Below are 13,646 nucleotides of genomic sequence, written 5' to 3'. Positions count from 1 at the left end.
ACTTAAATATAACAATAACAACAAAAAGGCAACGCACTGAATTATTGATCTTTGGTGTTTGTTTTGTACTGGCATTTGTGACGAATATTGTTTCTATTGCAGTATTTGATACGAGGTGGATAGAATTATGTACTCAATTACTCTGGGTCCTGGCAATTAGTATCCTTTATTATTTTATTGTTTTGGTGTTCCGCATGCTTTATTACGGAATACGAAGAATAATTGCACCTAAGAGATAAAAGCCAGTTGATAAGAAAGGAGCTGTATTATGTCAGAAATAGTACAGCTCCCTGAAAGTTAACTTCCAATAAAATAAAAATTATGATTAATACTACACGTCGTGATTTCATAAAAAAATCATCGTTGGCTGCTGCTGGTTTGACAGTGGGGATGGGATTTCCGACTATTGATGTAAAGGGAAGTATCATCGGTGCTAATGAGCGGATTCGAATGGGCTTTATTGGTGTTGGTAACCGGGGAAGTCAATTGCTGGAGGCATTCTTAAAAGTGCCCGGCGTAAAGGTTACGGCATTGTGCGATTTGTATAAACCTTATTTGTACCGCAACTATAGCCAGGTTGATCCTCGCTATTTTTTACCCAAAGGCCGTCCGGTTCCGCAAATGAAGGAACAATTGGGCTCTGATGTTGCCCGGTATGAAGACTATCGGAGATTGCTTGATGATAAGAATGTGGATGCAGTATGTATTGCTACTCCCGACCATTGGCACGCGTTGCAGGCAATAGATTCGGTAAATGCGGGAAAAGATGTATATCTGGAAAAGCCGGTGTCTATGACTATACATGAAGGACGTAAAATTGTAGATGCTGTAAAAAGAACGAACCGGATAGTGAGTGTTGGATATATAAGACGTTGTTCTGCTCTATATAATAAGATACCGGAAATTATAAGAAGTGGGAAACTTGGAGAAATATCGATGATTTCGTCTCATTATTATAGTAATATGACTCCGGATGGCATTGGAAGGATGAAACCGGAAATTCCCCCGGAAGATTTTAATTGGGATATGTGGTTGGGACCGCGTGCTTATCGGGAATATCAGTATAATATAGCACCTTATATGTTTAGGTGGTGGAAGGATTATTCTTCTCAGATAGCAAACAACGGGTCTCATTATATTGATGTTGTACAATGGCTGATTGGAGAGAATGCACCTTCTGCAATTACGGCTGTCGGTTCGAATCATATAATAAAAGACGACCGCGATATTCCTGAGAATATGGAAATAACATACGAATTTGCTTCCGGTAAATTATTTAACTTCAGGGTTTGTGAAACAACTACGGTTCCCGGGCTAAAATATGGAAATATAGAAATAATAGGTACAAAAGGCAGTTTATATATAAGCGACACAGGATACCGTTTATATCCGGCCAGATCCGGCCAGTTTCAAAGTTGGGATAAACCTTATGAGGCAGAGGAGTATGACAGTCCGAAAGAAGACCTTGCATTTAAACATGTAAGCAATTTTATTGATTGTGTAAAGTCAAGGCAAACACCGGTTTCTTCTATCGAGCAAAGTTTCCGCTCTTCATCGTTTGCATTACTGGCTAATATAGCGTTGGAAGTAAAACAAAGAATCATATGGGATTCTATAAATGAGAGGGTTACAAACTGTGATGAGGCTAATAAACTCTTGCATTATGAGTATAGGAAACCCTGGTCTTTATGAATGAACCGGAAGGACAAATTTAATTCTTTCCTACTAATTGGAGATATAGTCGGGCTATGAGAGTGTTCGCTAAAAAATTTAATACTATCTTTACCGTATCAATTGAATATTGATACCACTGTGAATATAGTTATTGTTTTGTAGCAGAGTAAAAACGAAGTATGCCCCGACTATCGGGCAGATGACTAATGGCTAATACTTGATCAGGGACGGAGGTCTTTGATCAATGAATAAATTACATATATATGAGAACACCATTAAATGAATTAGAGTTAGATGAGTTGATTGCCCAGCCTTCCGGGCGATTGGTAGAGTTTTTTAAAAGGTTACCAGGCGATTTGTCCATACTAGGCGCCAATGGTAAAATTGGTTTGTCTTTATCCTTGATGGCTAAAAGGGCCGTTGAGAAGGCAGGAGTAAATAAAAAGATTTATGCGGTATCGCGTTTTTCGGACCCGGCCGGGCGGAATAAACTGGAAGAATGGGGAATCGAAACAATAGCCTGTGACTTGAACGACAGGGAACAACTTCAGCGATTGCCACTTACAGAGAACGTTGTGTTTATGGCGGGGCGAAAATTCGGAACCGACGGCTCGGAAGCTCTGACTTGGGCAATGAACGTGCTGATGCCCTCTTATTGTGCAGAGTATTATAAAAATTCCAGAATTGTAGCTTTCTCAACGGGTTGTGTATATCCGCTAGTGTCTAAACTTTCGGGTGGATCTGTGGAAACGGATCATCCGGAACCAGTGGGCGAATATGCCCAGTCGTGCCTTGGCAGAGAAAGAGTTTTTGAATATTTCTCTCAAAAGAATAATACCCCGGTATTACTATTGCGTCTGAATTATTCTACAGACCTTAGATATGGCGTATTATCAGACATTGGCAGGAAGATATGGCAGGAAGAGACGGTTGTTTCCGGAGTAGAATACTTTAATATTTTGTGGCAAGGCGACGCTAATAATTATACGCTTCTGGCGTTAGACCACTGTACTTCTCCTGCAAACTATTTGAATATTACCGGCACAGAGATACTGTCTGTAAAAGATGTTGCCGAAGAAATGGCCCTGATAATGGGGAAAAAGCTGGATTTGCAGATTCCTTCGGCCGATACATCTTATTTGAATAACTCCGGAAAAGCTTTTGGCTATTTCGGAACGCCGTCTATACAGGCAAAAGAACTTATACGTATGCAGGCCGAATGGATTATGCAAGGCGGACGTGAATTGAATAAACCTACACATTTTGAAGTAAATAACGGAAAATACTAAAAGCTATGAAGATACAAGACATTGATAAAGATATACTAAGCTCGTTTAGAAAAGGATGTGTAATACCGGCCGTGCCGTTAGCGCTGGATGAGAAACGGAAGTTTGATGAAAAACACCAGAAAGCTTTGATTCGTTATTATATAGATGCAGGTGTGGGTGGTTTGGCTGTGGGAGTACATTCTACCCAATTTGAAATACGCGAACACGGAATGTTCGAACAGGTTTTGTCTACCGTTTCTGCCGAGATTGATTCGTGGGCTTCGGGACGGAAAATACTGAAAGTAGCAGGCGTTTGCGGAAAAACAGAACAAGCCGTGCGTGAGGCTAGCTTTGCCGTATCTGCCGGATACCATGCCTGTTTATTGAGCCTGGCAGCATTGAAGGAGTCTTCGGTGGAAGATCTTCTTTCTCATTGCCGGCAAGTTGCGGCTGTTATGCCGGTGATAGGTTTTTATCTTCAGGCATCGGTTGGTGGTATGGTGTTACCTTATGAATTTTGGAGAGAATTTGCAACGATACCGAATGTGCTTGGTATAAAGATGGCCCCGTTTAACCGTTACAGAACATTTGATGTTGTTCGCGCCGTATGTGATGCCAATAAGGAAAACGAAATAACGCTTTACACCGGCAACGACGATAATATTGTTCCGGACTTGTTGACGGAATATGCTGTCTCTTCCGGAAATGAGGTGAAAAAGGTGCGGATAAAAGGCGGTCTTTTAGGGCATTGGTGTGTTTGGACCCGTAAAGCTGTAGAATTGCTGGATGAGATACATGCTCTGCTCGATTCCGGCAAAGATATTCCTCATGAACTGCTTACCAGAGGTATTCAGATAACGGACACGAATGCAGCATTCTTTGATACGGCTAATAACTTTGCCGGATGTATTCCCGGTTTGCATGAAGTGCTAAGACGCCAGGGATTGTTTAAAGGCACATGGTGTCTGAACCTTCAGGAAGTGTTGTCTCCCGGACAATACGATGAAATAACCCGGATATATAAGGCTTATCCTCATTTGAATGACGATGCTTTTGTAAGTGAGCATTTGTCCGAATGGTTGAAATAACTACAGGTATGGATATAGGAAAGTTTAGCTTTAAGAAAATATTCGAGGTACTGGGTCCCGGGCTCATAACGGCTGCAATGGTTTTAGGGCCGGGTACTCTTACTGTTTGCAGTAAGGCCGGTGCTACAATGCAGTATTCTACTCTATGGGTAATTGTGGTTTCTGTCTTCTTCATGATTTATTTTACCCGGATGGCTGCCAGGGTGGGGTGTATTTCTTCCAAATCATTATTGTCTATTGTTGAACAAAACTATGGACGGACGCTCTCCATACTCATGGGCTTAAGCGTATGTTTCAGTTGTGCCGGTTTTCAAACAGGCAACACAATAGGTGTAGGTTTGTCTATGGATACTCTGTTTGGAGGTGGCATTGCTATATGGGCTGTCTTATTCCTGATAGTTACATTATTGTTTATATGGACTTCTTCCAACTTTTATAACTTGCTGGAGAAGGTAATGGTGTTCCTTGTAATTCTGATGATTGTTGCGTTTGCCGGAAACTTATTCAGGGCCAGGATAGATGGCGTTGAATTATTGAAAGGCTTTATTCCCTCTGTCCCTTCTGATGTAAGTATTCTGATAGCTATTGCTTCTACATCATTTAGTGTTGCAGCGGCAGCAGGTCAGGTTTATATGGTACAGGGCAAGAATTGGCATCTTTCCGATTTAAAAAAAGGATTGCGGGATGCCGTTATCGGGATAGTAACACTTGGCTTGTTAAGTGCCATCATTATTGTAACTTCGGCTGCGGTACTGGCACCTAAAGGCATTCAGGTGAACAGCGCTATTGATATGGCATTACAGTTGGAACCCTTGTTAGGCCCGTTAGCTAAATGGTTGTTCCTGATCGGGTTGTTTGCCGCTTCATTTTCTTCTTATGTAGCCAATGCTGTAATGAGCGGAATCTTTCTGGCAGATGCTCTGCATTTAGGCCAGTCCGTTAATGATAAATGGGTGAAGATATTTGCTTCTGTCGTATTGGCATTGAGCACGCTGGTTGCTGTGTTCTTTGATTCTAACCCGATACAACTCATAATTTTTGCGCAGGCAATGACTGTTCTTGGGGCACCATTGGTGGCAGTTGTGTTATGTTTCCTCTCCAATAATAAAAAGATAATGGGAGTACATAAAAATACACTGTCCGAAAATATTATACTCAATATTGCAACTCTCTGGGTTATTTTTCTATCATCCAAACAATTACTGTCGTTGGTGTAGAAGGATAGAATGTGCAGATTGTGAGATTTGGAAGCCTGAATGGTAATATAGCTATATACTGGCTTTGAAAGAAGCACAATCTAATAGTAAATACAGGTACTTTTATTCTTTTGACCTAGCTGAAAATTGATTACTACCAAGCTCAAAATTAATTTCGTCCTAGGTTAAAAGAATAAAAGTACAGTATATTAAACTTAAAAAATCAGGAAGAAAAATTTAATATAAATAAGGAAACAGATTAGCCTATAGCCTTATAAGCTAGTTCTGCATACCAGTTTTTATACAAAAGTTTTTTTGATGGCATAAATCAATGAACGCAGAAGAATTAAAAAGAATACTTATAAATGAAATAGACCGCTGTTCTGAAGAAGTTTTAGAATTGGTGAAGGATATTGGATATCATCCCGAATTAGGATTTAAGGAGGTACGTACTTCCGGTTTAGTGGCCGATTATCTGCGTTCATGCGGATATGAAGTGAAAGAGAATCTGGCTTTGACTGGCGTAAAAGCTAAGTTGAAAGATACGGATGAACCAGTACATAATATAGCTGTACTGGGTGAATTAGATGGAATTGTTTGCCGTGAAAGCCCGCATGCCGACGCTGTATCGGGCGCTACCCATACCTGCGGGCATAATTTACAACTCGGAATTCTTATGCTGGTTGCCAAGGCTATGAAATTGTCGGGAGTAGCAGATTCTTTGAATGGTAATGTCACATTTTTTGCCGTACCTGCAGAAGAATATATAGAGTTGGGATACAGGGAGACATTGAAGAAGGAAAGAAAGATAAAATACTTCGGTGGTAAGCAGGAACTGGTACGTCTGGGCGAGTTTGATGATATAGATGCTGCCTTGATGGTACATGCCGAATCCGACTTGCCAGGGCCGGCCATTGGTATATATGATACTGGCTGTGGATTTAACAGTAAGCAGGTGCAATATATTGGAAAGGCTGCACACGCGGCTGCCTATCCCCACGAGGGCATCAATGCCTTGAATGCTGCCGTGTCCGGTATTAATGCGATTAACGCCATGCGCGAGACCTTTAAGGATGAAGAACATAGCAGGGTTCATTTTATCATAACAAAAGGTGGAGAAAGTGTGAACAGTGTTCCTGCCGATGTCAGGCTGGAAGCTTATGTCCGCTCATCTACTGTAGATGGGATTCGGGATGTATCGCTGAAATTCGACAGGGCTTTTAAATCAGGAGGTGAGGCTGTGGGAGCAACAACCCGTATAAAGACTTTGCCCGGCTATCTTCCTTTAATTTGTAACTCCGCTATAAATGATTGTTTTGCTGCAAATGCCCGACAGTTTATGCCGGAGAAACAGATCATAAGAATGGGACATTTCAAGGCTTCTACCGACATGGGTGATATTTCTCATTTAATGCCGGGTATACATGCTACAGCCGGGGGAACAAAAGGATTCCTGCATGCGGCAAACTTTGAAGTAACCGATTATGAATCGGCAGTCGTTACTCCGGCAAAGATTGTAGCGCAAACATTAGTCGATTTATTAACCGAGAACCCCGCCAATTTGTCCGATATATTAAAAGACTATGTGCCGGTTTTATCTAAGAGTGAGTATCTTAATTTATTAAATTCATTTATATCCGAATAATACAAAATATAAATATCATGACAACAAGACGTAATTTTTTGAAAAAAGCAATGATGGGTACGGCATTAGTTTCTGTGGGAGGTGTGCTACCCGGGTTTAGTGCAAAGAGCTATGCACGGATCGTAGGAGCAAACGACAGGATTCGTGTGGGAGCTGCCGGCGTAAATGCACGTGGTTTTGCACTGGCCAATAACTTCTGTAAACAGAAGAACTGTGAAGTTATCTATGTATGTGATGTAGACAAAAGAGCTATTGAAAAAAGTATTGCATCCATCGAAAAGATAACAGGCAATGCTCCCAAACCGGAAGGTGATATCCGTAAAATGATAGAAGCTCAGGACGTAGATGCCGTAATGATTGCTACCCCCGACCATTGGCATGCGTATGCTGCATTGATGGCAATGAAGGCCGGAAAAGATGTATATCTGGAAAAACCATGTAGCTATTGCCCGGAAGAAGGGGAGATTCTGGTAAAAGCTGCAGATAAATACAAGCGGGTTGTGGCGATGGGTACACAACGTCGTTCGTGGCCGAATGTGATTCAGGGAATCAACGAAATAAAAGAAGGCGCAATAGGCAATCCTTATTTTGGGAAAGCGTGGTACACAAATAACAGACCTTCGATTGGTATAGAGAAGGTGACTGCGGTTCCGGAATGGCTGGATTGGGATTTATGGCAAGGGCCTGCTCCACGTGTTGGCTATAAACCTAATTTTCTGCATTATAATTGGCATTGGTTCTGGCATTGGGGAACATCCGAGTCGGCCAATAACGGTACGCACATGATTGATCTTCTTCGCTGGGGAATGGGAGTGGACTATCCAACAAAGGTAAACTCTTATGGAGGACGTTATCGTTATCAGGATGATTGGGAAACTCCCGATACACAAGTTATAAATCTGGAATTTGGTAATAATAAAAGTATGGTATGGGAAGGCCGTAGCTGTAACGGACGCACAATTGAAGGCAGTACCGTAGGCGCTATGTTTTATGGCGAGAAAGGCAGTATGGTGATTACCGGAAGTGATGGCTATATTATTTACGATCTGGACAATAAGAAGGTAAAACAAGTATATAGCAAGATCGATATTGATGCCCGTAACCTGGTTGATCCGGCTAAGGAACTGGACGGTTTCCACATCCGCAATTTCTTGGATGGAATCTTGAAGGGAGAAAAGTTGAATGCAGATATTCTTACCGGGCATAAAAGTACTTTGTTGATGCAATTAGGCAATATCTCTCATCGGGTTGGACATTCGTTGGAAATAGACAGCAGTAATGGACAGATTTTAAATGCCCCTGATACTAAGAATCTCTGGACCAGGGAATATCAAAAAGGTTGGGAAGTGAAATTATAAAAGTAAAATAAAATGGACAGACGAAGCTTCATGAAGAATTTAAGCATGATGGCTGCTTCTTCTGATAAAGTGATAGATATGTTGGGATTACAGAAGTGTGCAAATAAGATTACCGGACGAAGCATCAAAATTGCTGATGTCGGATTAAACTTTGAACGTGAACCGTTGATCCGTCCGTTCGGATTTAAAGGCGGTTATCTTAATGAGCTGTGGCAATCTATCTGCTTATTGGAGAGTGAATCCGGTATCCGGAAAATAGGAGTTGGCACGCAAAGTATTTTGTGGAGCGATTCGTCTGTTTTTACCAAACATTCGGAAAGTGCAGGAAATGCGTTAATGTTAGCTCTTACAGAGAAAGCTTTAGGCATAATAAAAGGAAAAACGTTTTATTCGCCTATGGAGTTGCTGGATGAGATATTTGAAGAGGTTTACGAATATGGTAAGGTAATAACAGGAAACCATCGTTTGAGAAAAACGTTTGTGTTGAATGCTTTAGTTGGTGTGGATAATGCAGCTTGGTTATTGTATGCAGCTGAAAATGGCATTAGTAGCTTTGATGATATGGTGCCTGAAGTATATAGAAAAGCTTTGTCGTTGCAACATAAGCAGGTAGCTTGCATTCCTTTGATATCATACAATGTTTCTCCTGAGGAGATGAAGCATATGGTTTCGGAAGGATATTTCTTTCCGAAGATCAAAATAGGCCAACCCGGTACTCAGGAAGATATGCTGAAAAAGGATTGCGACCGGCTGACTGAAATTCATCAGACAATAGGCCATATTGCAACACCTCATACAGAAAATGGAAAGATTCTTTATTATCTGGATGCCAACGGAAGGTATGAAAAGAAAGAAACCTTGCTCCGTTTCATAGATCATGCCCGTAAAATAGGGGCATATGAGCAGATTGCTATAATAGAAGAACCTTTCCCCGAGGAGTATGACATTGATGTGAACGATGTGGATATACGTATAGCTGCGGATGAAAGTGCCCATACCGATAGAGATGCTTTGATCCGTATTGAAATGGGATATAAGGCTATAGCATTGAAAGCTGTTGCCAAAACAATGAGTATGACGATGAAGATAGCGCAAATTGCTTATGAGAACAATATACCGTGTTTTTGTGCTGATCTGACAGCTTCTCCGTTTTTGGCAGAATGGAATAAAAATATTGCAGCCCGTCTGCTGCCTTTCCCTGGCTTAAAAGTAGGACTACTGGAAACGAATGGAAACCAGAATTATAAAAACTGGAAACAGATGCAAACTTACAGTCCTTCGTCTGGCGAAGAATGGACAACGGTCAAAGATGGTATATATAATTTGAATGAAGAATACTATGCAAGGAGTGGCGGTCTTTTTGAACCTTCTGCCTATTATGACCGGTTATTAGAAAGTAAAAAGCCCCGCAATTCCTAAGAATTACGAGGCCTTTTGGAAGCTGAGCGGAAGACGGGACTCGAACCCGCGACCCTAACCTTGGCAAGGTTATGCTCTACCAACTGAGCTACTTCCGCAACAAATAAACAGTACTCGAAGCGGGACTTGAACCCGCACAGCTGCAATAGCCAAAGGATTTTAAGTCCTTCGTGTCTACCGATTCCACCATTCGAGCATCCCTTTCTCTTAAGAGATGAGCGGAAGACGGGACTCGAACCCGCGACCCTAACCTTGGCAAGGTTATGCTCTACCAACTGAGCTACTTCCGCATTGTTGTCGTTTGCGTGTGCAAAGGTAGATAAAAGTTTTACACATGCAAATATTTTCCTGAAAAAGTTAAGTTGAGAAGCTGATTTTTTTAGTTTCTTACAATCAATTCCTGACCGTTCATGTATACGTTATATCTCCTTAAAGCAAACTTGGATGGACCTTTCATCGGATTTCCTGCTCCATAAGAAATATCATATTCTGTCCCGCATTTAGGACATTTGGCTATACCTGCATTTGTTGAAACTATTTTTGTGCTTTGTTCCGCTTCATAGGGACAACACAGATCGTATGCATAATAATTGTCATTGCCATGAACTACAAGTACCCCGGAAAATCCTGTCATTTCGCCTGCATAACGGGGTTTCGTATATTCTTTGTAATTAAATAGGGTCAATAATTCTTTGTCCTGGAAAGCTAAGTCTAACTTTAGGAAGACATTGGCAAAAGGAATACTGGATTCTTCTATTTTTGTACAAGATAGAACCATAAATGTCAAGAGGCAGATAAGGATTCGCTTTGTCATATTGTTATCCTTCTATTAATTTCTTTTCCGCTTCATTCATACGTTCGAAAGAGAAGCCATCCACTACTTTCTGCATAAGTGCCGAAATGTAATCATTGCATAGATTACCGATACTGCCTTCGTGTGTGTGATGTACTTCTTTGTTCGGAGTAAATTTACCGGCTTCGATGTTTAATCCTACTTGTTTGTACGCATCCCGGAAAGGTACACCTTCCAATACAAGACGGTTTACTTCTTCCACACTGAATAATAAAGCGTACTTGTCGTCATCAAGGATATGTTCGTTTACTTTTACTTCACGCATCATGTGAGTCACCATACGGAGACAATCTTTTAGTTCGTCAAATGAAGGTAAAAATACTTCTTTGATGATTTGAAGATCACGGAAATATCCGGAGGGAAGATTGTTGCTTATCAACGTAATTTGTTGCGGAAGACCTTGTATTTTGTTGCATTTGGCTCGTGTCAGTTCAAAAACGTCCGGATTTTTTTTATGTGGCATAATACTGGAACCTGTTGTAAATTGGTCCGGCAGTTTAATAAAACCGAAATTCTGACTGTTGAACATACAGGCGTCAAAAGCAAGTTTGGATAAAGTTGCGGCTATACCTGCCATAGCAAAAGCTACTGTTCTCTCCATTTTGCCTCTGCCCATTTGCGCGTATACAACGTTATAATTGAGAGAATCGAAGCCGAGAATATCTGTTGTCATCTGTCGGTTTAGCGGGAAAGATGAACCATATCCGGCTGCAGAGCCTAACGGGTTGCGGTTGCATACCTTGTAAGCTGCCTGCATCAACTGGAGGTCGTCTGCCAGGCTTTCTGCATAAGCTCCAAACCATAAACCGAAAGAGGAGGGCATCGCTACTTGAAGATGGGTATATCCCGGTAATAAAATATTTTTATACCGGTTGCTTTGTTCGATCAGTACATCAAACAGCTTGGTAACAAGTGTTACTAATTCTTGTATCTGTGCTCTTGTGTATAACTTTAGGTCAAGTAATACCTGGTCGTTGCGTGAACGTCCGCTGTGGATTTTTTTACCAATGTCTCCTAAACAGCGGGTCAGCATAAGTTCTACCTGAGAATGAACATCCTCTATTCCTTCTTCTATGATAAACTGTCCGCTTTCGGCTACGGTATAAATGTTCCTGAGTTCAGCTAACAGGATATTCAGTTCTTCTTTTGTAAGCAGACCGATACTCTCCAGCATGGTGATGTGTGCCATCGAACCCAATACATCATATTTTGCAAGGTAAAGATCCATTTCGCGGTCTTTACCTACTGTAAAAATGTCCACTTCATGGTCTACCCGGACATTTTTTTCCCAAAGTTTCTGAGACATAATAAAAAGAAATTAATAAGGTAAGGAAGCTATCACTGTTGATATTTTCTCTAAAGCATCCTGTAGGGGTTTTGAAACCATTGGCTTGATAAATGGATTCAATTCAGCGCGGATTGTCATTTTCAACTTTGTGTCGTTTTCTTCAACCTGTTTTAACTGAATCCACAGATTTAACGGAACGGGCGAATTGGTTGTTGTAAATTTAATAGTTTTGTTCGGCTCACGATCCACTATCTGAAATGTAATCTTGCCAACAGGATCGACAGCGAAGCTGCATGAATCGCTGTCGAACTCAAAATTTTTTATCTTATCTTGCGGAATACGATCCTTGATCTTTTCCAGGTTGGAAAGATCGGATAGCATAGCAAAGATGCGATCATCATTATGTGGGATTGTTTTGATCTCACTAACAAATTCGGTCATCAGTACCTCCGTATTTTAGATTTGAGGATTCCAGTTACCCGGATCTTTACGCCAATCCTGAAGAATTGCGATTTCCGATTCGTCAATATAGTCGGTACGTACGGCTTCTTCCAATACGGCATCGTAGTTACTTAATGTTGTCAATGTAACTTTTGCATCTTTGAATGCTTGTACGGCAACAGGAAAACCATAAGTAAAGATAGCAACCATACCGACAACGTCGCAGCCAAAATTCCGTACAGCCTGTACTGCTTTCAAACTGCTGCCGCCTGTAGATACCAGGTCTTCTACGATAACTACTTTTGATCCCGGTTTCAATTCTCCTTCAATCAGGTTTTCCAAACCATGATCTTTGGGTGTAGAACGGATGTATACGAACGGAAGGCCCAGTAAATCTGCAACTAATGCTCCCTGGGCGATAGCTCCTGTAGCCACACCGGCAATAGCATCTGCATTTTCGTACTTTTCGCTGATAGTACGGGCTAATTCTAATTTGATGAAACTTCTGATTTCCGGATAAGACAGTGTCTTTCTGTTATCATTGTAGATCGGAGATTTCCATCCTGATGCCCATGTAAAAGGATTTGCGGGCTGCAATTTGACAGCCTTAATCTTTAATAATCTCTCTGCTACTAATCTTTCCAGTGTTTTCATACAACCTAATAAATGTGTTTATACCAGTTTGCAAATTTAGTTAAACCCTATGACATAACCTTGAATATTGTGTATTAATTTTTTGTTAATATTCAGGCTATGGCAATAGAAAACACGCTAATTTGTAAGCCCGGGACAATGTGCAAAGCTTTAATACATCCGCTAATCGTTGACCCCGTGGTTATTACGTCGTCTATCAAAAGAATGTGTTTGCCTTTTAATTCATTTGTATTTTGTACGGCAAAAATGTCTTTTACGTTTATCCATCGATTATATATGGCTTTATGGGTTTGAGTATCGGATTCTTTGGTTCGTTGTAATACAGACATGTTGATAGGTGTATTCCAGACGGAACTTAATCCGAGTGCAATCCATTCAGACTGGTTATACCCTCTTTGTTTTTGTTTTCTTGGATGTAGAGGAACGGGGAGAAGTAGTTCCGTTTTACATAACGGACTGTTTGCCTTTTGCAGTCCTAGTGCGGCTTGCCTTCCCAGTAAATAACCAAGTTCTTTATTATCGTAATATTTAAGAGAGTGTATGAGTTTTTGTACGTTGCCGCCTTTCCCGTAATATAAAAACGAATAGGCATGGACAATGTTTGGATTATCCATAAATAATTGTTCTGCAGGGTTAAGAGTCTTGATTTTATGGAAATTGGTGCGAGGCAGGTCATATAGGCAATTCAAACATATTTGATTTTCTCCGTCTATAAGGGGCTTTTTGCATAATCTGCATAAATTGGGAAAGAAAAGGTTTAAT

At 40.9% G+C, this 13,646-nt stretch carries 12 protein-coding genes and 3 tRNA genes; 7 read left to right on the top strand and 8 right to left on the bottom strand.

The window, feature by feature from the left end; genetic code table 11:
* The first annotated feature begins 321 nt into the window (after positions 1-321).
* The 7 genes from CTY47_RS08460 to CTY47_RS08430 all read left to right on the top strand — a co-directional run bounded on the left by CTY47_RS08460 (position 322) and on the right by CTY47_RS08430 (position 9,648).
* Entirely contained in the window at positions 322-1,692 is a 1,371-nt protein-coding gene (locus CTY47_RS08460) for a Gfo/Idh/MocA family oxidoreductase (protein ID WP_099464337.1), read from the top strand.
* Positions 1,693-1,937: 245 nt separating this feature from the next.
* A complete protein-coding gene (locus tag CTY47_RS08455; protein ID WP_099464336.1) occupies positions 1,938-2,963 on the top strand; it encodes an NAD-dependent epimerase/dehydratase family protein in 1,026 nt (341 codons plus the stop codon).
* A gap of 5 nt (positions 2,964-2,968) precedes the next feature.
* The gene (locus CTY47_RS08450) at positions 2,969-4,030 is read left to right on the top strand and encodes a dihydrodipicolinate synthase family protein (RefSeq protein ID WP_099464335.1); all 1,062 of its coding nucleotides are present in this window, start codon (positions 2,969-2,971) and stop codon (positions 4,028-4,030) included.
* Positions 4,031-4,038: 8 nt separating this feature from the next.
* Positions 4,039-5,247: an Nramp family divalent metal transporter gene (locus CTY47_RS08445; protein WP_099464855.1), complete on the top strand. Its 1,209-nt coding sequence runs from the start codon at positions 4,039-4,041 to the stop codon at positions 5,245-5,247.
* Positions 5,248-5,557: 310 nt separating this feature from the next.
* Positions 5,558-6,871 (top strand): amidohydrolase, encoded by a 1,314-nt coding sequence (locus CTY47_RS08440; RefSeq protein ID WP_099464334.1) that lies wholly within the window; start codon positions 5,558-5,560, stop codon positions 6,869-6,871.
* Positions 6,872-6,888: 17 nt separating this feature from the next.
* Entirely contained in the window at positions 6,889-8,229 is a 1,341-nt protein-coding gene (locus CTY47_RS08435) for a Gfo/Idh/MocA family protein (RefSeq protein ID WP_099464333.1), read from the top strand.
* A gap of 12 nt (positions 8,230-8,241) precedes the next feature.
* Positions 8,242-9,648 carry a mandelate racemase/muconate lactonizing enzyme family protein gene (locus tag CTY47_RS08430; RefSeq protein WP_099464332.1) on the top strand — a complete coding sequence of 469 codons (1,407 nt, stop codon included), beginning with the start codon at positions 8,242-8,244 and terminating at the stop codon, positions 9,646-9,648.
* 25 nt (positions 9,649-9,673) lie between these two features.
* Here CTY47_RS08430 and CTY47_RS08425 read toward each other — a convergent pair.
* The 8 genes from CTY47_RS08425 to CTY47_RS08390 form a co-directional block, all read right to left on the bottom strand.
* A tRNA-Gly gene (locus CTY47_RS08425) sits at positions 9,674-9,746 on the bottom strand.
* Between the two features lie 13 nt (positions 9,747-9,759).
* Positions 9,760-9,844, bottom strand: a tRNA-Leu gene (locus CTY47_RS08420).
* A 21-nt stretch (positions 9,845-9,865) separates the two neighbouring features.
* Positions 9,866-9,938, bottom strand: a tRNA-Gly gene (locus tag CTY47_RS08415).
* 89 nt (positions 9,939-10,027) lie between these two features.
* On the bottom strand, positions 10,028-10,462 hold the full coding sequence (locus tag CTY47_RS08410) for a Rieske (2Fe-2S) protein (protein WP_233202130.1): 435 nt from the start codon (positions 10,460-10,462) through the stop codon (positions 10,028-10,030).
* Between the two features lie 4 nt (positions 10,463-10,466).
* Positions 10,467-11,807 carry an argininosuccinate lyase gene (argH, locus tag CTY47_RS08405; protein ID WP_099464330.1) on the bottom strand — a complete coding sequence of 447 codons (1,341 nt, stop codon included), beginning with the start codon at positions 11,805-11,807 and terminating at the stop codon, positions 10,467-10,469.
* 12 nt (positions 11,808-11,819) lie between these two features.
* Positions 11,820-12,230, bottom strand: a complete 411-nt coding sequence (locus tag CTY47_RS08400) for an SRPBCC family protein (protein WP_099464329.1) — start codon at positions 12,228-12,230, stop codon at positions 11,820-11,822.
* 15 nt (positions 12,231-12,245) lie between these two features.
* Positions 12,246-12,884 carry an orotate phosphoribosyltransferase gene (gene pyrE, locus CTY47_RS08395; RefSeq protein ID WP_099464328.1) on the bottom strand — a complete coding sequence of 213 codons (639 nt, stop codon included), beginning with the start codon at positions 12,882-12,884 and terminating at the stop codon, positions 12,246-12,248.
* A 92-nt stretch (positions 12,885-12,976) separates the two neighbouring features.
* Positions 12,977-13,573, bottom strand: coding sequence for a ComF family protein (locus CTY47_RS08390; protein ID WP_233202129.1), 597 nt, complete (start codon positions 13,571-13,573; stop codon positions 12,977-12,979).
* Between the last annotated feature and the right edge of the window lie 73 nt (positions 13,574-13,646).

Source organism: Parabacteroides provencensis, assembly GCF_900232875.1.
Classification (GTDB): domain Bacteria; phylum Bacteroidota; class Bacteroidia; order Bacteroidales; family Tannerellaceae; genus Parabacteroides; species Parabacteroides chinchillae.
Note: the sequence above shows the minus strand (reverse complement) of the source record. Positions and strands in the feature narration are given on the sequence as shown.

Coding starts and splice junctions, on each gene's coding strand:
- CTY47_RS08455 (WP_099464336.1), top strand. CDS start 1,938: ATGAGAACACCATTAAATGAATTAGAGTTAGATGAGTTGATTGCCCAG.
- pyrE (WP_099464328.1), bottom strand. CDS start 12,884: ATGAAAACACTGGAAAGATTAGTAGCAGAGAGATTATTAAAGATTAAG.
- CTY47_RS08435 (WP_099464333.1), top strand. CDS start 6,889: ATGACAACAAGACGTAATTTTTTGAAAAAAGCAATGATGGGTACGGCA.
- argH (WP_099464330.1), bottom strand. CDS start 11,807: ATGTCTCAGAAACTTTGGGAAAAAAATGTCCGGGTAGACCATGAAGTG.
- CTY47_RS08410 (WP_233202130.1), bottom strand. CDS start 10,462: ATGACAAAGCGAATCCTTATCTGCCTCTTGACATTTATGGTTCTATCT.
- CTY47_RS08450 (WP_099464335.1), top strand. CDS start 2,969: ATGAAGATACAAGACATTGATAAAGATATACTAAGCTCGTTTAGAAAA.
- CTY47_RS08400 (WP_099464329.1), bottom strand. CDS start 12,230: ATGACCGAATTTGTTAGTGAGATCAAAACAATCCCACATAATGATGAT.
- CTY47_RS08460 (WP_099464337.1), top strand. CDS start 322: ATGATTAATACTACACGTCGTGATTTCATAAAAAAATCATCGTTGGCT.
- CTY47_RS08430 (WP_099464332.1), top strand. CDS start 8,242: ATGGACAGACGAAGCTTCATGAAGAATTTAAGCATGATGGCTGCTTCT.
- CTY47_RS08445 (WP_099464855.1), top strand. CDS start 4,039: ATGGATATAGGAAAGTTTAGCTTTAAGAAAATATTCGAGGTACTGGGT.
- CTY47_RS08440 (WP_099464334.1), top strand. CDS start 5,558: ATGAACGCAGAAGAATTAAAAAGAATACTTATAAATGAAATAGACCGC.